Source organism: Desulfosarcina sp. (assembly GCF_046496365.1).
Taxonomy (GTDB): domain Bacteria; phylum Desulfobacterota; class Desulfobacteria; order Desulfobacterales; family Desulfosarcinaceae; genus Desulfosarcina.
The window spans coordinates 19,730-37,422 of record NZ_JAWOHB010000058.1; the positions used below are offsets into that span (position 1 = coordinate 19,730).

19 protein-coding genes are annotated in these 17,693 nt (G+C 58.6%); 12 read left to right on the forward strand and 7 right to left on the reverse strand.

Features of this window, described 5'->3' with window-relative positions:
* Positions 1-198: 198 nt before the first annotated feature.
* Complete coding sequence (locus tag R6V78_RS04630; RefSeq protein ID WP_410288164.1) at positions 199-966, reverse strand: DtxR family transcriptional regulator; 768 nt, start codon at positions 964-966, stop codon at positions 199-201.
* A gap of 229 nt (positions 967-1,195) precedes the next feature.
* On the opposite strand from R6V78_RS04630, the gene R6V78_RS04635 reads away from it, so the two are divergent.
* Both R6V78_RS04635 and R6V78_RS04640 read left to right on the forward strand, forming a co-directional pair.
* Complete coding sequence (locus R6V78_RS04635) at positions 1,196-1,693, forward strand: ferritin family protein (protein WP_410288165.1); 498 nt, start codon at positions 1,196-1,198, stop codon at positions 1,691-1,693.
* A 72-nt stretch (positions 1,694-1,765) separates the two neighbouring features.
* Positions 1,766-1,954: a CooT family nickel-binding protein gene (locus R6V78_RS04640; protein WP_410288166.1), complete on the forward strand. Its 189-nt coding sequence runs from the start codon at positions 1,766-1,768 to the stop codon at positions 1,952-1,954.
* A gap of 98 nt (positions 1,955-2,052) precedes the next feature.
* On the opposite strand, the gene R6V78_RS04645 is transcribed toward R6V78_RS04640, so the two are convergent.
* Positions 2,053-2,214, reverse strand: coding sequence for a hypothetical protein (locus R6V78_RS04645; RefSeq protein WP_372678071.1), 162 nt, complete (start codon positions 2,212-2,214; stop codon positions 2,053-2,055).
* A 165-nt stretch (positions 2,215-2,379) separates the two neighbouring features.
* On the opposite strand from R6V78_RS04645, the gene R6V78_RS04650 reads away from it, so the two are divergent.
* The 7 genes from R6V78_RS04650 to R6V78_RS04680 all read left to right on the forward strand — a co-directional run bounded on the left by R6V78_RS04650 (position 2,380) and on the right by R6V78_RS04680 (position 10,142).
* Entirely contained in the window at positions 2,380-3,093 is a 714-nt protein-coding gene (locus tag R6V78_RS04650; RefSeq protein ID WP_410288167.1) for an ABC transporter ATP-binding protein, read from the forward strand.
* Positions 3,090-5,696, forward strand: coding sequence for an FtsX-like permease family protein (locus tag R6V78_RS04655; protein ID WP_410288168.1), 2,607 nt, complete (start codon positions 3,090-3,092; stop codon positions 5,694-5,696). The genes R6V78_RS04650 and R6V78_RS04655 overlap by 4 nt, the downstream gene beginning before the upstream one ends.
* Positions 5,697-5,721: 25 nt before the next feature.
* Positions 5,722-6,858: a lipocalin-like domain-containing protein gene (locus R6V78_RS04660; RefSeq protein ID WP_410288169.1), complete on the forward strand. Its 1,137-nt coding sequence runs from the start codon at positions 5,722-5,724 to the stop codon at positions 6,856-6,858.
* 107 nt (positions 6,859-6,965) lie between these two features.
* On the forward strand, positions 6,966-7,208 hold the full coding sequence (locus tag R6V78_RS04665; protein WP_410288170.1) for a CopG family ribbon-helix-helix protein: 243 nt from the start codon (positions 6,966-6,968) through the stop codon (positions 7,206-7,208).
* Positions 7,193-7,531 (forward strand): type II toxin-antitoxin system PemK/MazF family toxin, encoded by a 339-nt coding sequence (locus R6V78_RS04670; RefSeq protein ID WP_410288171.1) that lies wholly within the window; start codon positions 7,193-7,195, stop codon positions 7,529-7,531. The genes R6V78_RS04665 and R6V78_RS04670 overlap by 16 nt, the downstream gene beginning before the upstream one ends.
* 132 nt (positions 7,532-7,663) lie before the next feature.
* Complete coding sequence (gene sdhA, locus R6V78_RS04675; protein ID WP_410288172.1) at positions 7,664-9,400, forward strand: succinate dehydrogenase flavoprotein subunit; 1,737 nt, start codon at positions 7,664-7,666, stop codon at positions 9,398-9,400.
* 16 nt (positions 9,401-9,416) lie between these two features.
* A complete protein-coding gene (locus R6V78_RS04680; RefSeq protein WP_410288173.1) occupies positions 9,417-10,142 on the forward strand; it encodes a succinate dehydrogenase iron-sulfur subunit in 726 nt (241 codons plus the stop codon).
* Positions 10,143-10,152: 10 nt separating this feature from the next.
* Here the strand turns inward: R6V78_RS04680 and R6V78_RS04685 are convergent, their stop codons facing one another.
* The 5 genes from R6V78_RS04685 to R6V78_RS04705 form a co-directional block, all read right to left on the reverse strand.
* The gene (locus R6V78_RS04685; RefSeq protein WP_410288174.1) at positions 10,153-10,677 is read right to left on the reverse strand and encodes a hypothetical protein; all 525 of its coding nucleotides are present in this window, start codon (positions 10,675-10,677) and stop codon (positions 10,153-10,155) included.
* Positions 10,678-10,921: 244 nt separating this feature from the next.
* Positions 10,922-11,524 carry a superoxide dismutase gene (locus tag R6V78_RS04690; protein WP_410288175.1) on the reverse strand — a complete coding sequence of 201 codons (603 nt, stop codon included), beginning with the start codon at positions 11,522-11,524 and terminating at the stop codon, positions 10,922-10,924.
* A 257-nt stretch (positions 11,525-11,781) separates the two neighbouring features.
* Positions 11,782-12,720, reverse strand: coding sequence for a DMT family transporter (locus tag R6V78_RS04695; RefSeq protein WP_410288176.1), 939 nt, complete (start codon positions 12,718-12,720; stop codon positions 11,782-11,784).
* 18 nt (positions 12,721-12,738) lie between these two features.
* Positions 12,739-14,175, reverse strand: a complete 1,437-nt coding sequence (locus R6V78_RS04700) for a trimethylamine methyltransferase family protein (RefSeq protein WP_410288177.1) — start codon at positions 14,173-14,175, stop codon at positions 12,739-12,741.
* Positions 14,176-14,311: 136 nt separating this feature from the next.
* Complete coding sequence (locus R6V78_RS04705) at positions 14,312-14,599, reverse strand: Trp family transcriptional regulator (RefSeq protein ID WP_410288178.1); 288 nt, start codon at positions 14,597-14,599, stop codon at positions 14,312-14,314.
* A 182-nt stretch (positions 14,600-14,781) separates the two neighbouring features.
* On the opposite strand from R6V78_RS04705, the gene R6V78_RS04710 reads away from it, so the two are divergent.
* From R6V78_RS04710 to R6V78_RS04720, 3 genes are all read left to right on the forward strand, one after another.
* A complete protein-coding gene (locus tag R6V78_RS04710; protein WP_410288179.1) occupies positions 14,782-15,771 on the forward strand; it encodes an ABC transporter substrate-binding protein in 990 nt (329 codons plus the stop codon).
* Positions 15,772-15,878: 107 nt separating this feature from the next.
* On the forward strand, positions 15,879-16,775 hold the full coding sequence (locus R6V78_RS04715) for an ABC transporter permease (protein ID WP_410288180.1): 897 nt from the start codon (positions 15,879-15,881) through the stop codon (positions 16,773-16,775).
* Positions 16,772-17,569: an ABC transporter ATP-binding protein gene (locus tag R6V78_RS04720; protein ID WP_410288181.1), complete on the forward strand. Its 798-nt coding sequence runs from the start codon at positions 16,772-16,774 to the stop codon at positions 17,567-17,569. Before R6V78_RS04715 ends, R6V78_RS04720 begins: the two co-directional genes overlap by 4 nt.
* Positions 17,570-17,693: the final 124 nt, after the last annotated feature.

Sequence of the window (17,693 nt, forward strand, 5' to 3'; positions counted from 1 at the left end):
GGAAAAATTTTGCGTCAGGAAAAACGCGCACGCACAGGCCGCCATCCGGCAGCCGGCACATGTGCACTTCCGCCGGCAAGGCAAAGGGCCATTTTTTCAGATCGGGTATGTTTGTGCGAGCGGGCGAACAAAATGAAAGCGGATCGGGTTTCCGAGCCCCAGTGACCGCGGCTGCGGTCCGAGGCACCTTGATGACGGCTATGTCGGCGGGATCACTTCCAGTTCGATTTTGGAGAAGTCATCCTTGCGGAAGGAGAGGTGGTAGCCGCGCACCTTGATGTTGATCCTGTCGCCGGATGTCTCCACATCCTCCAGTTCGATAATGCTGCCCGGTGTGATGTCGAGTTTTTTCAGCTTGTCCACAATGCTGCCCTTGCCTTTGACGCGGACCAGCCGGGCCACCTGCCCGGACTCGAGGCTTTCCAGGGTGATTGTTTCCCGCCGGGCCTCCTGGAACTGTTTTTGACGCTTTTTCAGATCATCCAGGCATCTGGAGATGGCGTTTTCGCACCCGGACAGGGCATCATCCCGCTCGCAGAACTGGCGGAAGCCACCGATCCACTCCTCCCCCCCCCGGGGGCAGATCTGAACGAACTCCACGAAGCGCACCAGCCGGTCGATGATGACCGGTGAAACGGCATGCTCCATCTTGCAGGCGTTGTCTTCCGCCTCCTGCTCATCGACATCCAGCACCTTGGTAAAAAAGTCTTTCAGGATTTCATGGCGGCGTACGATGTCGCGGGCCAGGGTTTCACCGGCTGGGGTCAAGGTGATCACATCGTAGGGTGCATAGTTGATATGGCCCTTTTCCGCCAGCAGACGCAAGGCGCCGGTGACGGACGCGCTGTTGACCCCCATGCGGACGGCAATGTCCTTTGCCCGTGCGGCTTTCTTATCGGAGACAATATGGTATATGGTCTCGAGATAATCTTCCATATTGGCGCTCAGTCGCTTGCTTTTCGGCATGGCATTACTTATGTTCGATGCACATTCGGTTAGGAGAGATACGGTTCCGATCTCCCTGGTCGCGGCTGCCTGATCCGGCAGCAGGCGGTTTCGGCTGCCATGGGAGTTTACACGTGTCTCCGAAAATGTGTCAAGGTGATTTTAAAATACCTAAAAATATCGGAAAATTAATTATCATGGCCATCAAGCGGTGGCTGGTTTCTGCATTTGACCCCATAAGGAGGATCCGATGACGGACAACAGTGCGCTGGATATTCTCAAAAATGCAATCCTACTGGAAAAGCGGGGACAATCGTTTTATCAGACGGCGGCGAATCAATCGCAGAACAGCGATGTGAGGGAGTTCTTCGAAACCATGGCTGCCGAAGAGGTCCAGCATGTCAAGATCCTTTCCGACCAGTTCAAAGCACTCAAGGAAACCGGAAAATTCAAAACAGCGGATCGGTCACAATTGAGCACCATCTCGCAAAATGTGTTGACGCCTGAGGTCATGGCGCGCATTGCCGCCGCAGATTTCGAAGCCGCTGCCATCTCAGCGGCCATGCTCATGGAAGAACGCGCCATCTCCCTGTATGCCCAGCGGGGGGGCGAGACCCAGGATCCGCAAGAGAAAAAACTCTACCAGTGGCTGGCCGACTGGGAAAAGGAGCACCTTGAGTTCCTCGCCGGCATCGACGCGGAGTTAAGGGAACGCATATGGAACGATAGGGGTTTTTGGCCCTTCTAAACCCACTGACGCATTCGCGGGTTTTTTTCCTGGAGATGATGGAATTCCTGAATATTAAGGAGGTACGCCAACATGTGTGAAGCCAATGCATATATGGTCAGAGAAGGCGAAGAAATCCTGCTGATGGAATCGGTCGACCTGGTGCAGCCTGAACCGGACGGCACCTTTCGTCTGGTGGGGATTTTCGGTGACCAGATCAGCGTCAAGGGAAGGCTCAAACGGATGAATCTGGTGGACCACCGGATTCTTTTCGAAGCGTAAAGGGGGCAAGGTCGTACTTGCGGCACCCTTTGATGCCTGCCTCACCGTTGCGGGTATAGAGGCGTACACCCCACCCGTCCAACGCCGGCTGGTCCGTTTTATTCGTCGACAAGCTTGGCAATGGCCAGAGCGCACGCGTTCACGGCTTCATCAGGCCCATCCAAGTTGACAATATGATTTTCAAGATCAAAATCTACGATCGTGCAGCCGTGGTTTTCAACCGTCATCTTGAGCACATTCAAAAATGTTGCTTCATCCATAATCGTCGTCCTTCCCATCCGTCATCCCGGGCGAAAACAGCCGCAGCCGATGACGAACGTTCGGCAATGTACTGTCAAGCTTTTTATGACAATCTATGTGACCTGGGCATGCCTGTCAAGGAACAAGGGCCAGTCATGCCTATTTAAATGAGGCGTTCAGTGGCCATGAGCGCGCCGCCGGCAGCGATAGCACCACCTGATGCAGGGCGCCTGTCGATCCGCGCCCGACATCTGACCCGTATTTACACGGTCGGTTCGGTGCAGGTGAGCGCTATCGACGGGATCAATCTCTCCGTTACCCGCGGTCAGTTCGTGGTGCTCAAAGGCGACAGCGGTTCGGGAAAAAGTACGCTGTTGTCGCTGCTGGCCGGGCTGGACCGGCTTACCACCGGAGAGCTGACCGTGGCCGGCCGCAACCTGAATCAGGGCAGTGAAGCCGAACTGACCGACTTTCGACGCCACACCGTCGGTATGGTCTTTCAGGCTTTCAACCTGCTGCCTACGTTGACCGTACTGGAAAACGTCTGTCTGCCTGGTCTCCTGGCCGGTCGTGGCTACCATACGGTACGCGCCAAGGCCAGGGAACTGCTCGAATGGCTTGGCCTGGGAGACCGCCTCGGCCACCAGCCGAGTCAGCTCTCCGGTGGAGAAATGCAGCGCACCGCCATCGCTCGGGCGCTGATCAATGATCCGGCCATTGTTCTGGCCGACGAGCCTACGGGCAACCTGGATTCACGCAATGCCCGCACGGTCATGGCCCTGCTGGCAGACCTGAACCGCCGGTTCGAACGGACCGTTGTGATTGCCACCCACAGCGACCTGGCTGACGCATACGCCACCATGGTGCTCAGGCTGCAAGACGGCCGTGTGGCTACATGAAGAATACCCTGGCGGCGATGCCAAATGACCTGCGTCTGTTTGGCTGGTTTATTCTGCGCCACCAGCGCAGCCACCTGGGCCGGACCCTGGCGGTGCTGCTGGGAATTGCCCTGGGTGCGGCGGTCTTCACCAGCGTCCGCCTGGCCGTACAGGCCACCATCGATTCCTATTCGCGCAGCATGGACCTGATCGCCGGCAGCAGCGACCTGACTCTGTTGCGCCCCGGCGGCCGGGTACCCGACATGCTCGTTGCTGCGCTGATGCGGCACCCGGACGTTCAGTCGGCGTCGCCGGTATTGTCCGCCTATGTCCGGCCGATCGACCATGAAACCCCTTTTCTGTTGATGGGTTTGGATCCCGTCCTGGACCGCGACCTGCGCAGCTGGACGGTTCGAGCCCCAGGCGGAGGCGGGGAGGCCGACTGGGCGTCGATGATGACCCAGCCCTTTAGCTTGCTGATCGGGCAACAATTGGGCGAGCAGTTTGGCTGGCGGGAGGGTCAATCGATCAAGCTGGTTCACTCCCGGCAGACCCTGGATTTCAAGGTGCTGGCCCAGTTGGATACCCAAGGGCTGGCCCTGGTTGAGGGCGGCCGCATCGCCCTGTGCGACATTGCCACCTTCCAGGAATTCACCGGCCAGTTCGGCCTGGCGGACCGCATCGATATACGGTTGAAGCCTGACGCTGCGGGGGACGCATCGACCATTCTGCAACCGCTGCTGCCCGCCGGCGCCGTCATGCAGTCGCCCTCGGCACCCAGTGAAAGCGGGCAGGGGATGATCCGGGGCTACCAGCTCAGTCTCACCTTCTTGAGCTTCGTATCCCTGTTCGTGGGCATGTTTCTGGTATACAGCCTGGTAGCGCTCAATGCTGCCGCCCGTCGACGCGAGCTGGCGGTCATGCGGGCCACCGGTGCGTCGGGGCGGCTGCTCTTTTTCCTGTTCGTGGGCGAGGGGGCTTTTATCGGCCTGTGCGGATGGCTGTTGGCCCTGCCGATCAGCAGCCTGCTGGTCAAAACCCTGCTGGCCGGTGTCAGCCGGACCGTGTCCGTGCTTTTCGTTCGTGTGCAGGTGGATGGGCTGACCTTGGACCCCTGGGAAATATTGCTCTCCCTTGGTGTCACCCTGACCGTGGCGATTCTGGCTGCCCTGCAGCCGGCTCGTGAGGCCATGCGCGTACCCCCGCGCGAAGCGCTGGACATCGCCCCCACCGCCAATATCCGGCCACAGCTGATACGACGCATGGCCTTGGGAGGCGTCGGCCTGCTGGTGCTGGTCTATCCCATCGCCCGACTTCCCAGTCCACCGTCGATCTCCCTGCCCGGATACCTGGCGGCGTTGCTGCTGTTTGTCGGCTTCGCGCTCTTGGCCCCCCTGATGCTGCAGCAATTCGGTCGGCTGCTGCCGCCGCGGCTGCTGCGTCTGGGCGGCCAACCGGCCTTCCTAGCCGCCGGCTATCTCAAACAGAGCGGTGTCCAGACGGCGATATCCGTGGGCGCGTTGATCACGGCGGTGGCCCTTTTCACGGCCCTGGTGGTCATGATCCACAGCTTCCGCAGCACCGTGGCCCTGTGGGTGCAGCAAAGCATCGCCGGCGACATCTACGTCCGACCCAGACTGGCCGAACTGAATCGTTTCCGGGACCCGTTGCCGCCCCGGGTCGTTGCAGCGGTACAGGCACTGCCGGTTCCCGTGGAGCTGGTGCCCACGCATCGCCTGGAACTGCAGGTCAACGGACACCAACACCTATTCGAGGCCATGGATTACGGCGCCTATGCACGGCGCAGTCGATTTATCTGGATGGGCGGCGACACCCGGCGGACCGAAGCCGATTTGATCGCCGGCAAGGGCGTTGCGGTATCCGAGGTATTCGCCAACAGCACCGGTCTGAGAACCGGCGACCGCTATCGGGTGCAGATTGGAAGTCATCTGCTCGACGCGCCGATCCTGGGCGTCTTTCGCGACTATCGCACCCGGGGCGGCGCGGTGTATTATTCGCTGACCCACTACCAACGGCGCTTCGACGATCCAACCTGGAGCGGCGTGCAGATCAATTTTTCCGAGCGCGGCCCCGGTCTGGCGGGTGCCGTCGACCGGGTGCGCACCTCGCTTTTGAACTGCTGTGGGGAGACGATAGAGATGATTGAGGGCCAAAGCCTGCGCCAGGCAGTCCTGCGCATATTCGACGAAACATTTGCCATCACCACCGTCCTGCTGCTGATTGCCCTGGTGGTGGCTGCCCTGGGGATCGCCACGACCCTGGCCGTGCTGGTACTTCAGCGCCGCCGACAGCTCAACACCATCCGCGCCGTGGGCGGCAGCGCCGCCCAGCTGCGGCAGATGATTTTCTGGGAAGCGGGACTGATCGTGATGGTTGGCCAGGCGGCCGGGCTGGCCTGCGGGTTCATTCTGTCGACCCTGCTGATTTTCGTCGTCAACCGGCAATCGTTCGGATGGACCTTTGTCTACCAGGTCGACTGGCCGTCTCTACTGATGGCCGTGCCGTTGATTTTCGCTGCAGCCCTGCTGGCCGCCCTGCCGGCGGTCAACTTGGCCCTGAGCGTGTCACCGGCCATGCTGCTTCGCGGAGGAACGCGCCAATAATTTTGATTGGAAAGGAATTAACAAAATGGGACCCTGCAGGCACGATGGCCTTCTCATCCGGACCGTGTTCCTGATTGCGTTTACCGCCTTTGGGGCGACCGCGGCGGACGACGGATTCAAGCAGGTCACCGGTCCCTGCCGGTTCTCCTTTCCCGCCGATCATGGCCCCCACACGGATTACCGCACCGAATGGTGGTATTACACGGGTAATGTGACCGATGGCGACAACCGCCGCTTCGGCTTTCAGTTGACCTTCTTCCGCAGCGGGCTGCGACCGCCCGATGAACGCAAACAGTGGCCGGATCCGGCCTCGGCCTGGCGCACCGACCAGATCTACCTGGCTCATGCCGCAATCAGCGACATCGGCGGCGGCCGCCATCTGCAGGCCGAACGCATGGCCCGCCCGGTGCTCTCCATGGCCGGGGTGGGCCAGGTGGGCGGCATGGTAACCATCCACCTCCATGGCTGGCAGGCGGTTATTGCGCCCCAGGGTCACCGCCTGCAGGCCAGCGCCGATGCATTTGCTCTGGCCCTCGACCTGACCTCGGACAAGCCTGTGGTCATGCACGGAGATGGCGGCTACAGCCGCAAAGGAGAGTCGTCCGAGCGGGCCAGCTGCTACTACTCCTTTACCCGCCTGAAGGCCGCAGGCACCCTGACGGTGGACGGAAACCACCATGAGGTGCAGGGATCGGCCTGGATGGACCACGAATTCAGCACGGCGCCACTGCAGCCGGGAATCGCCGGTTGGGATTGGTTCGGCCTTCAGTTGAGTGACCGGACCGAGCTTATGATCTTTTTGCTGCGTCATGGGGATGGAACCCTGAATCCGGCCTCCGGCGGCACATTCGTTGCGCCTTCAGGACGCACGCAGACCCTGCGGCCCACTGACCTGCGCATTCAGCCGCTGTCGCATTGGACCAGTCCCCACAGCGGCGCACGCTACCCGGTAAAGTGGCGGGTGGCCGTGGTCCCGCTGGACTTGGAATTGATCCTCAGGGCCAACCTGGACGACCAGGAGATGCGCACCCCGAAAAGCACCAATTTGGTATATTGGGAAGGCAGTGTTCAAGCCAAAGGCACCCGCAACGAAAAGGCGATCGACGGCCTCGGTTATGTGGAGCTGACCGGTTATGCCCAACCATTCGATGCGCCCATGTAAGCCATTGATGCCTGCTGTTTCCCCAACCCAATGGTAAGTCAGGCAAATTTAGCTTGCAAGCCGCCATGGTATGATATATTGTCATACTGCATACCGGGGGTGGTTAAATGGCAGCATCAAAAATCGCAATTACAATGGATGACAAGACACTTAAACGTTTAGATATTCTTGTTAAATCGAAATTTTTTCCAAACCGGAGCAAGGCTATCCAGCAGGCTGTCAACGAAAAACTCATGCGCATTGAGAAAAGCCGTCTGGCCCAGGAGTGCGCCAAACTGAATCCAGAATTCGAACAATCCTTGGCGGAGAAAGGCTTCCTGCCGGAGTTGGAAGAATGGCCACAATACTGAGGGGTGACATCCACTGGGCATATTTGAACCCAGAAATTGGCAGCGAACAGGGCAGCTTGCGCCCTGTTCTTATTTTAAGCCACAATGTGTTCAATGAGAGATCCGGTACTGTCATTGCTGTGGCAATCACCAGTCAACCACAAAGGGCTGGCTATCCGCTGACCCTGGAACTTGTGGATACCGATCTGCCCAAAAAATCTTGGGTGAAGCTCAGTCAGATTCGAACGTTTTCAACGCAGCGGATCGGCAAGAAAATAGCAAAAGCACCTGAGGAGGAATTAACGCTCATTATTGACGGATTAAATGAGATTATAGGCGGTTAACCTGGTGCTGGTCGCGGTTGAGGCGTCATGCTTGTGGGCCGCTACCAAAAATTCAGTAGATCGGGAACCCCCTAAGAAATTGAGGTGCCCGGTATTCGGGTTGAAACCGAGATAAACCAAAAGGAGGTGCTCGTGATCCATCAATTCGACACGGTGATTGTCGGCTCCGGCGGTGCCGGACTCTACGCCGCACTGGAGGCCAGTCAGCAGTCCAAAACAGCGGTTCTCTCCAAGCTTTATCCCATCCGCAGCCATACCGGTGCCGCCCAGGGCGGCATCAGCGCCGCATTGGGTAATGTGGAAGAGGACAAACCCGAATGGCACGCCTTCGACACGGTCAAGGGTGGTGACTACCTCGTCGATCAGCAGGCGGCCAAAATTCTTACCGAAGAGGCTGTCCAGGCAGTCTACGATTTGGAAAACCGCGGCCTGCCATTCAACCGTACACCCGAGGGACGCATCGACCAGCGCCGCTTCGGCGGGCATACGCGCAATTTTGGCCAGGGGCCCGTTCGTCGGGCCTGCTATGCTGCCGATCGCACGGGTCACATGATCCTGCAGACCCTCTATCAGCAGTGCATCAAAAATGAGGTCGCCTTTTTCGACGAGTTTCAGGTCGTGGATCTGCTCCTGGACGGGAGCACCTCCCAGGGCGTCGTGGCCGTGGAACTGGCCACCGGCGAGCTGCATGTCTTCGCCGCCAAGGCTGTCCTGTTCGCCACCGGCGGTTTTGGGCGCATTTTCAAGATCACCTCCAACGCCTACGCCAATACCGGCGACGGTCCGGCGGTATGCGCCCGGCGCGGGATTCCACTAGAAGACATGGAGTTCTTCCAGTTTCATCCCACCGGCATCATGGGGCTGGGCATCCTTATTTCCGAGGCGGTGCGCGGCGAGGGCGGCATCCTGCGCAACCGCGACGGGGAGCGCTTCATGCAGCGCTACTCGCCCACACTGCTGGACCTGGCCCCCCGGGACATTGTCGCCCGATCCATTCTGACTGAGATCCGCGCCGGCCAGGGAATTCGTGGGGACCGTCAGATTGACGATTACGTCCATCTGGACGCCACGCACCTGGGCAAAGCGGTCCTGTCCAGCAAACTGCCCGACATTACCGGCTTCTGCAACACCTACCTGGGTATCGATCCGGCCGAAACGCCCATACCGGTGCTGCCCACGGCGCACTATGCCATGGGCGGCATCCCCACGGACGTGCACGGGCGGGTGATCATGGACGCTGCCGGAACCATCGTCGACGGCCTATACGCGGCCGGGGAATGTGCATGCGTTTCCGTGCACGGGGCCAATCGTCTGGGGACCAACAGCCTTTTAGACCTGGTGGTGTTCGGCCGGCGGGCGGGACAGCACATCGGCGATTACGTGAAGCAGGCCGATATGCCCCAGCCGGATGCAGCCGCCGCCGACGAGGCGCGTGCCTTTATCGAACGCCTGACCGACGGTTCATCCGGTCCCCACGGCGGGCACATCACCGATGAGATGCAGACCACCATGATGGAAAAAGTGGGAATCTATCGCAATGAGAAAGAGATGCAGGCGGCCGTGGATCACATTCAGGCCCTGCGGCAGCGCTATCGCTCCGTGCGTGTGCAGGATACTGCCAAGCCGTTCAACACCGACCTGCTGGAAATCATCGAGCTGGGCAACCTGCTGGATCTATCGCTGCTGACGGCAGCGGCGGCTCTCGACCGCCGGGAGAGCCGCGGGGCCCACAGCCGGGAGGACTTCTCGCAAAGAGACGACGACAACTGGCTCAAGCACTCCCTGGCCTATTTAGAAGGGGATACGGTCAGGCTTGACCATAAAGCGGTGGACACATCCATCTGGGAACCCAAACCGCGTACGTATTGATTCCAAGGAGCCGATCATGAATATCATCCTCAACATCCAGCGTTACAACCCCGACGTCGACGACGCCCCCTACTTTCAGGAATTCAAGGTGAAGGTGGGTCCCAACCAGCGGCTGCTGGATGCACTGATGCTGGTCAAACGCTTTCAGGACGGCAGTCTGGGCTTTCGCAAGAGCTGCGCCCACGGCGTCTGCGGGTCGGATGCCATGCGCATAAACGGCAAGGATGGCCTGGCCTGCAAGACCCTAGTCAAGGAGGTGGCCCAAAAGGACGGCGATACCGTCGTGCTGGAACCACTCAGGTACCTGCCGGTTCAGCGTGATCTGATTGTCGATCAGGCCGAGTTTTTCAAGAAATACCGGGCGGTCAAGCCATTTTTGATCAATGACGAACCGGTGGCTGAAAAAGAACGCATTCAGTCCCAGGATGAACGCATGCAATTCGATGACACCACCAACTGCATCCTGTGCGCGTCGTGCTACTCGGCCTGTCCGGTATTGGGCGACAATACCAATTTCCTCGGACCGGCGGCTATCTCCCAGGCCTACCGCTTTATCGCCGACACGCGTGATCGTGGATTCGAGGCGCGTTTGCCCGTGCTGGATCAACCCGACGGCGTGTGGTCCTGCCAGAACCATTTCAAATGCACGCAAGCATGCCCGCGCTCCATTTTGATCACCAAGCGGATCAACCAGACCAAACGAATGATCGAGAAACACAATGAGAAAAAGGCCGACAACTGAATGCGACGTCTCAGTGGGGCGTATCGAAAGCGTCCAGCAGCATTTCGGGATGATCGGCATCGCCATCCCCTTTGGCTTCGGGGTGGCTGTTGATGAACCGGGCGCAGGCGTTCCAGCGCAGGACGGCATCCTGGTTGTCGGGGTCGCAACCGGACAGCGCTTCACCGTAGGATTTTATGGCTTTGACGAACCAGTCATAAGCCACGGCGCCTGAACCGGGCCCACCCTGATTGAAATGAAATTTGGCCCGGCGCTCGAACACAATCCCGCTATAGTAGGATTTGCAGTAGGCGCTGTCCAGCCGGGTCACCAGATCCCGGGCCTGTTCAAACGATGGGTTGAGCCCGCTTTCGGAAAACTTGTCGGTCAATGCCAGCAGAAGGAGGATCAGGGCCTCCTGATTGTCGGGGGCGACCGCCAGGATATCCAGGCAGATGCTCTCCGCCCCGTCCGGCTCATTGAGCAGACGATAGCGTTCGGCCATTTCGAGCGCGGCTGGAACCGCTTCGGGTTTGAGGGCTTTCAGTTCGACCATATTGACCTTCCTTCCGGTTAAGTTGACGGCAGCCATCGATGTCTGGGAACCATTAGTATACGAAGTATTCACTTATTTACAAGAGGCGGCCACCATCCAACACCCTTTCGAAAAGAAAAGAAAAAAAAGGTCATCCGCGTCCTCACGCAATTCGCACACCACACCACGGGCCAGCAGGCCGCCGCCCAGAACCAAGGGCGTCATTGTTGGCGCTTCCATCGAGGGAAAATTTCGCAGCCGAGGGTTACCTTGCTGCGGTATAGATGTCGTTTACCCGGTCCCAGTTGACCACATTGAAAAAGGCGGCGACATAATCCGGCCGGCGGTTCTGGTATTTCAGGTAGTAGGCATGCTCCCAGACATCAATGCCCATGAGCGGTGTTTTTCCCTGGCTGATCGGGTTATCCTGGTTGGGCGTCGCCACGATCTCCAGGCTGCCCCGGTCCAGCACCAGCCAGGTCCACCCGCTGCCGAAAAGCAGGGCGGCGGTATTTGAAAAGGTCTCTTTGAATTTCTCACGGCTGCCGAATCGTTTTGCGACGGCATCGGCGATGGGCCCGCCAAAAGCAACCTCCTTTTTCAACAGTGGCCACCAGAACGAGTGGTTGACATGCCCCCCACCGTGATTGCGCACAGCCGTTCGGATACTCTCGGGGATCGCGTGCAGGTCTTTTAAGAGTTCGTCGGCACGTTTGGCGTGGAACGCTGCATGCTCCTTGAGGGCGGCATTCAGCTTGTCCACATAGGTCTGATGGTGTTTTGTATGATGAATTTCCATGGTTCGGGAATCCAAATAAGGTTCCAGGGCGTCATATGCATAGGGAAGTTCGGGCAGAGTGTGGTTCATGGTCTCCTCCAGTTTTGACTAAAGTTTTATCTGGGGCGGTAGTCGTCCACCGCAGCCAGTTATCGTTTTAAGATCTTGTATTTGTGAACGAATGCGTTCAGCGGGCCATAGGGTCACGCTGACGGATCCATCCATAAGGGCATATAATAGGGACCCATAGATCATCGGTCAAATCAATAGATACGATGGCATAATAGATCGATCGATTATGCAAGGCGTTCCCGTTGGGCTGAAGGAAAAGGGCCGCGGTGGGTGTATTATTGGCGCCAACCCGACCGGATCTGTGCCGCCGTCGTCCCGGGGATCAGCAGTATGATCACACCGGCCACAATCACGATGGTGCCGGCAATCTCCAGCGGCGTGAGGATTTCAGCCAGAAAGAGGCGGGCGTAGACCACGGCAAATGCAATTTCGGACATCACCAGAATGGTGGCCATGCCGGCGGGCAAACGCCCCAGTGCGAAGGTGAAGGCGAAAAAACCGCCAGCCGTGGAGATGCCAGTCAACCCGGCGAACCATACCCACCCGATGGATGGCAGCCGGGGAATGAAACGGTCGCCGGTAAGCAGCTGGAACGGCAGCAGAATCAGGGCCGCGATTCCGAAGGCCCAGGACAAGGTGACCAGGGCGCTGTAACCCGTGCGCAGGGCCTTGCCGAAAAGGCTCCAACCGGCATACAGGCAAGGCACCAAAAAACCGACCAGAATGCCCCCGGCGGTGACATCCGGGGCGTCGGCCTTGAGAAGCCCGGAGACCAGAACCGTTCCCACGGCGATGATGGCCAGGCAGAAGAGCTTTAATTCGGTGAGCGGCTCTTTCCAGACGATCCGGGCCGCTACCAGAACGATGGCCGGCATGGCGGCCTGCTGAATGGTGGTGATGGCCGCCCCGTTGAGGCGGTAGCCCAAATTGAGGACCACGTGGAAAAATCCCAGACTGATGCCCATTCCCAGCAACCGCAACCCATCCGCCCGGCGGATCACAATCCGGTCGCGGTCAACACTCACGGCCAGGGTGAAAAAGACGGCAAAAGCGGCGGTATCCCGCCAGAACGCCAGGCAGAGGGACGAGACCGGGCCAGCGGCCATGATGAGCTTGACGAAGATTCCCGATGCGCCCCAGCAGGCGGCCGCAAGCAGCACGGCAAGGACACCGGAAACTGTTGTGAGACGTTGAGCGGATTGGGATGACGGCATTTTATTCCTGCCTGGTTGTCAGTGCCAGCCCTGCTGCATGTCGTCCAGGGTTTTAAGGGTTTCTTCCGGCAGCGGTTCCGGCCGATGGGCCATCTTTTTCAAGGTTACTTCCTGAAGCCGCTGCTCGAATGTCCTGGCACCGGCGCTGCGCCACTGGTCATAGACCATGCGCTCGAAGATCTCGGAGTATTTTATCTTTTTAAAATTCTTGAGGGTATGGGGATCCTGGAGATAATGTCCGCCCGGACCCACGCGGTGGATCACGCCCAGCGCCAGGGTCTCCTCGGTCACGGGGATGCCCTGCATGTAATGGTTTACCGAATCGACGATGTCGTGGACCAGCACCATGAATTCCGGTGAGGCCAAGGATCCGTGGTCCATCCAGCTGCTGCAGTCGTGCACAAGTCCCGAGCCGGCCGTGGCGGCGGAAAGAATCTGGAGTGCAGCCTCGGCGCCGGCCTGGGCGTCACAGAATTTGGCGTCCGTGGCGCCGGCGGTGCCGAAGAAGGGCAGCTTGTAATTCTGGGCCATCTGAGCCATGGCCGCGGTCATCAGGCTCATCTCCACGGCACCGTAGGAGAAGACCGTGGAACGCATGTCCATGATGGTGGTGAAAGCCCCGTAGATAAAGGGCGCGCCTGGAGCCACCAGCTGGTGGACCACCAGACCGCTGAGGGATTCGGCACTGGCCTGAACCAGGGCACCGGCGAAGGTGGCCGGGGAACTGCCGCAGCACTGGGGTGCCGGAAAATTGATCAGTGGGATGCGTTTCTCGGCACAGTACATGATCTTGTCGATGGCCGGGTCGAAATAGACCAGGGGTGAAATGGGCTCAGAGTAGTGCACGATGGTGGGTGCCTCGTCGAACTTCTCCTTGCCGCCGCACAGCAGCAGGGCCATGTCATAAGTGTCCTTGACGCTGTTGGTGTCCTTGCAGCAGAACACGAGGGGTTTCTTGCAGTTTTCAAACACCTTGCGGGCGATGACCCGGTCGGCGATGTCGGCAGGCACGTCGTCGGCCATGCCGATGGTCATGCACCACTGAAAGTTGGGCAGGGCATCGCACAGGGCCGCCGTGGCTTTGACGTTGTCGCTGACAAAACGGGTGCGCTGATGGGTTTTGGGATCCAGGTAGTCCACACAGTCCAGGCTGGGGCCGAAATAGCTCTTGTCCCGCTCCAGGAAGATGGTGCGTTCACCGGTGCGCTTGGCCAGAACGATGCGGGAAGGGGCTTTGCGGATGGCATCTTCCACCAGCCACCCCGGAATCTTGACCCGGTCGCCGTTGACCCTGGCGCCGCCGCCGGCCAGGATTTCCAGGGCTTTCGGGTGCGTGATCTTGATGCCCGTGCGCTCCAGCACATCCAGCGTGGCCATATGAATCTGGGCAATCTGGGCGTCGTTGACGACCTGAAGACGGGGTTTAAAGTAGAGTTCATCCGTTGTCATTCCCATGGTATGTCTCCTCAATTTGATTTATCGCTATGCCATGCCGAATCGGTGCATCCGTGCAAATAAGGCCAGGCACATGTCAGGTGCGGAAAAGGATGTGAAGAAATGATCATCACCGGACTGCAGCCCCATCGTATCGTTACGCCCTCTTTTTCGTTTCGTACATGTCATCGAGCACCTTTTTTAGGTAGCTGCCTCTGGCTTTCAGGAGCTTGGAGCCGCGGGTGATTTTACACAGGCTGATCTTGTGTTCAGCGGCAATCCTGCGCTGGGTCTTGCCTGCGTATAGATCCTTGAGCAGTTGCCAGCGCAAGGTCAGGGTGTCGATTTCACTGGGGGTAAAGATTTCCCGGAAAAGCACTTCCATCTCTTTGCGGTCATCTGTCCGGGCGAAGATATCGATCAGTTCACGGGTGACGGTTTTCATGGGGTCGGCCTTTTGGGTCGCGGCTGGAGGCAGCCGAATGGATCCGATTGGGTTTTCATTGTCGGGTGCAGGAAAAAGGTCTTGATTTTACCTGCCTCCCTATATACTTAAGGAGCGTTTGTTTTTGTTTCTGCTCATCAGTACATAAAGAAAATCCTGTGGAAAGGAAAGGAAAAAGGTACATGAGAAAGTGTTTGTGCGCCCTTGCCGTCATACTGGTATTGGTTGGGTGGGTTGTCGGGGGTTCTGCGGCCGCATCCGAACAGATTCTCATCGGCATCTCCAAAATTGTCTCCCATCCGGCGCTGGATGCTATAGAGAAGGGGATTCAGGAAGTGGTCTCCGCCAAATACCCGCATGCCCGATTTGACCTGCAGAACGCCAATGGCGAGATGTCCACGGCCGCTTCCATCGCCCAGAAGTTCAAAGCCGAAAATGTGACCCTGGCCGTCGGCATCGCCACGCCCACGGCCCAGGCTCTGGTCAATGTACTTAAGGATCGTCCGGTGGTATACAGTGCAGTCACCGATCCGGTGGGTGCGGGGTTGATCGGGTCAACCCAAAAGGGTGAGAAGAATGTCACCGGCATCTCCGACATGACCCCGGTAAAGGCCCAGATTGAACTGCTCAACCGCATCAAGCCCATTCAGACACTTGGCCACGTCTATGCCAGCAGCGAAGCCAATGCCGTAAGCCTGGCCGCCATTGCCAAGCAGGTGTGCCAGGAGATGGGCATCAAGTTCGTTGAAACCACCGTATCCAACTCCGCCGAGGTGAAGCAGGCCGTCCAGACCATCGCGGGTCGGGTGGACGGCATCTACATCTCCAATGACAACACCGTGGTGTCGGCCTTGGCCGCCGTGACCAGCGTGGCCAATAAATATAAAATCCCGGTCATGTCCGCCGACCCCAGCAGCGCTGAGACCACGCCGGTGTTGGCCGCCTGGGGGTTCGACTACTACAAGATGGGCAAGGCCACCGGCCGCCTGGTGATTCGAATTCTCGAGGGCGAAAAGCCTGAAACCATCCCCACTATTTTCATGACCGATGCGTCCGACGTGGATCTGCTGATCAACCTGGATGTGGCCGACGATCTGGGCTTGGGCTTCCCGGAAGATGTCATCGTCAAGGCCAACACCATTGTCGAGGACGGCCAACTGATCAAACAGTAAGTTGCAGACCCTGACACGCGAACATCTGAACACAAAGGAAGGCGGAAGGCCGGGAAATACCGGTTTTCCGCCTTTTTCGCCGCTGCCAACCCGAAGGCTGACTCACCATGCTTGAAGGAATCTTTGTCGAAGGGTTGATATACGCCATCATGGCTCTGGGGGTGTTTTTCACCTTCCGTATCCTCGATTTCCCGGACCTTACCGTCGACGGCAGCTTCCCCATGGGCGCGGTGATCATGGCCACGGCCCTCACCGGTGGCGTCCACCCGCTTGTGGGGCTGCTGATGGCTTTTGCCGGCGGGGTGCTGGCCGGATTCGTCACCGCGGCCATCCACAACCGGCTCAAGGTGCCCCACCTTCTGGCCGGCATCCTGACCATGACCATGCTCTATTCGGTTAATATCCGCATTCTGGACAACCGGGCCAACCTGCCGCTTCTGCGCGTGGATACGATCATCACGCAGGTCACCGCGGCCACACGCCATATTATCGCCCCCGACTGGGCCGCGCTGATTTTCTTCGCCATGGTCGTTCTGGCGATCAAGTTTGCCCTGGATCTGTTCTTTCACACGGATATGGGGTTGGTGTTCGGCGCCCTGGGCAACAACGAACAGATGGTCAAGGTCCAGGGGGTCAATCCAGCCACCCTCAAAGTTATCGGCGTGGGCCTCTCCAATGGGCTGGTGGCGCTGTCCGGCGCTTTCGCTGCCCAGTACCAGGGCTTTGCCGACGTTAATCTGGGCCAGGGGATCGTCGTGTCCGGTCTGGCTTCGGTCATGCTGGGCGAGTTTATCATCAAATCCAACCGCATCGGTATGCTTACCCTGCGCGTGATCCTGGGCGCGATCCTGTTCAAGGCCATCATGTATCTGGGCCGCTTCTACGGCTACTATGTCAACATGACCCCCAACGACCTGAAGCTGATCGCCGGCGTTCTGATCATCGCCTCCCTGGCCGTGACCAACTACCGCCGTATTCGCGGAAAAGGGGGAACCGCCGCATGATTCGCCTCAAGGATCTCAACTGCACCTTTCATGTGGGTACACCCAGCGCTAAAACGGTGATCCGGGACCTGAACCTGACGGTGGATGCCGGTGAATTTGTCACCATCATCGGCAGCAACGGCGCCGGCAAGACCACCTTGTTCAACCTGATTTCAGGCAACCTGTCACCCACATCCGGCAGTGTTTTCATCAAGGGGGTGGATGTCACCGGCCATCCGGAGTACAAACGGGCCGGAACCATGGGTCGGATTTTCCAAGATCCGCTGGCCGGCACCGCCTCCAACATGACGTTGGAAGACAACATGATGATTACCTGCAAAAAGGGCTTCAAGTGGCCGGTGATCAGCCTCAACCGCAAGACGCGGGCCCGTTTCAAGCGCCAGCTGGTGAAACTGGAGATGGGGCTGGAATCGCGCATGAAGGAGAACGTCAGCACCCTGTCAGGGGGGCAGCGCCAGGCATTGACCCTGCTGATGATGGTACTCTCCAATCCGTCTATCGCGCTGCTGGACGAGCACACGGCGGCCCTGGATCCGCGCAACGCCGCCATCGTGATGGATCTGACCACCCGCTTCATCAGTGAACATCGTCTGACCACCTTGATGATCACCCACAACATGAACCATGCGATTGCCTACGGCACCCGCCTGCTCATGATGGATGCCGGTGAAATCATCATTGACGTCACCGGTGCGGAAAAACAAAAGCTCACTGTGCCCAAACTGCTGGAGATGTTTTCCAATGTTCGCCGCAAAGCGTTTGAAAACGATGAGGTGCTGCTGGTGAGGCCATAGGCCCAGAATCGATCGGCGATATAGTAATACGGGATTGCAGACCGAGCGTTGTTATTGGTATGTACAAACAATTTGGCCTCAGCGGCGAATGTTAGGCAATCGTCCGGCAGGATAAGAGGTGCGC

Bases quoted from the DNA above. Each gene is read 5' to 3' on its own strand.
- R6V78_RS04630 (WP_410288164.1), bottom strand. From the start codon at position 966: ATGCCGAAAAGCAAGCGACTGAGCGCCAATATGGAAGATTATCTCGAG.
- R6V78_RS04635 (WP_410288165.1), top strand. From the start codon at position 1,196: ATGACGGACAACAGTGCGCTGGATATTCTCAAAAATGCAATCCTACTG.
- R6V78_RS04640 (WP_410288166.1), top strand. From the start codon at position 1,766: ATGTGTGAAGCCAATGCATATATGGTCAGAGAAGGCGAAGAAATCCTG.
- R6V78_RS04645 (WP_372678071.1), bottom strand. From the start codon at position 2,214: ATGGATGAAGCAACATTTTTGAATGTGCTCAAGATGACGGTTGAAAAC.
- R6V78_RS04650 (WP_410288167.1), top strand. From the start codon at position 2,380: ATGAGCGCGCCGCCGGCAGCGATAGCACCACCTGATGCAGGGCGCCTG.
- R6V78_RS04655 (WP_410288168.1), top strand. From the start codon at position 3,090: ATGAAGAATACCCTGGCGGCGATGCCAAATGACCTGCGTCTGTTTGGC.
- R6V78_RS04660 (WP_410288169.1), top strand. From the start codon at position 5,722: ATGGGACCCTGCAGGCACGATGGCCTTCTCATCCGGACCGTGTTCCTG.
- R6V78_RS04665 (WP_410288170.1), top strand. From the start codon at position 6,966: ATGGCAGCATCAAAAATCGCAATTACAATGGATGACAAGACACTTAAA.
- R6V78_RS04670 (WP_410288171.1), top strand. From the start codon at position 7,193: ATGGCCACAATACTGAGGGGTGACATCCACTGGGCATATTTGAACCCA.
- R6V78_RS04680 (WP_410288173.1), top strand. From the start codon at position 9,417: ATGAATATCATCCTCAACATCCAGCGTTACAACCCCGACGTCGACGAC.
- R6V78_RS04685 (WP_410288174.1), bottom strand. From the start codon at position 10,677: ATGGTCGAACTGAAAGCCCTCAAACCCGAAGCGGTTCCAGCCGCGCTC.
- R6V78_RS04690 (WP_410288175.1), bottom strand. From the start codon at position 11,524: ATGAACCACACTCTGCCCGAACTTCCCTATGCATATGACGCCCTGGAA.
- R6V78_RS04695 (WP_410288176.1), bottom strand. From the start codon at position 12,720: ATGCCGTCATCCCAATCCGCTCAACGTCTCACAACAGTTTCCGGTGTC.
- R6V78_RS04700 (WP_410288177.1), bottom strand. From the start codon at position 14,175: ATGGGAATGACAACGGATGAACTCTACTTTAAACCCCGTCTTCAGGTC.
- R6V78_RS04705 (WP_410288178.1), bottom strand. From the start codon at position 14,599: ATGAAAACCGTCACCCGTGAACTGATCGATATCTTCGCCCGGACAGAT.
- R6V78_RS04710 (WP_410288179.1), top strand. From the start codon at position 14,782: ATGAGAAAGTGTTTGTGCGCCCTTGCCGTCATACTGGTATTGGTTGGG.
- R6V78_RS04715 (WP_410288180.1), top strand. From the start codon at position 15,879: ATGCTTGAAGGAATCTTTGTCGAAGGGTTGATATACGCCATCATGGCT.
- R6V78_RS04720 (WP_410288181.1), top strand. From the start codon at position 16,772: ATGATTCGCCTCAAGGATCTCAACTGCACCTTTCATGTGGGTACACCC.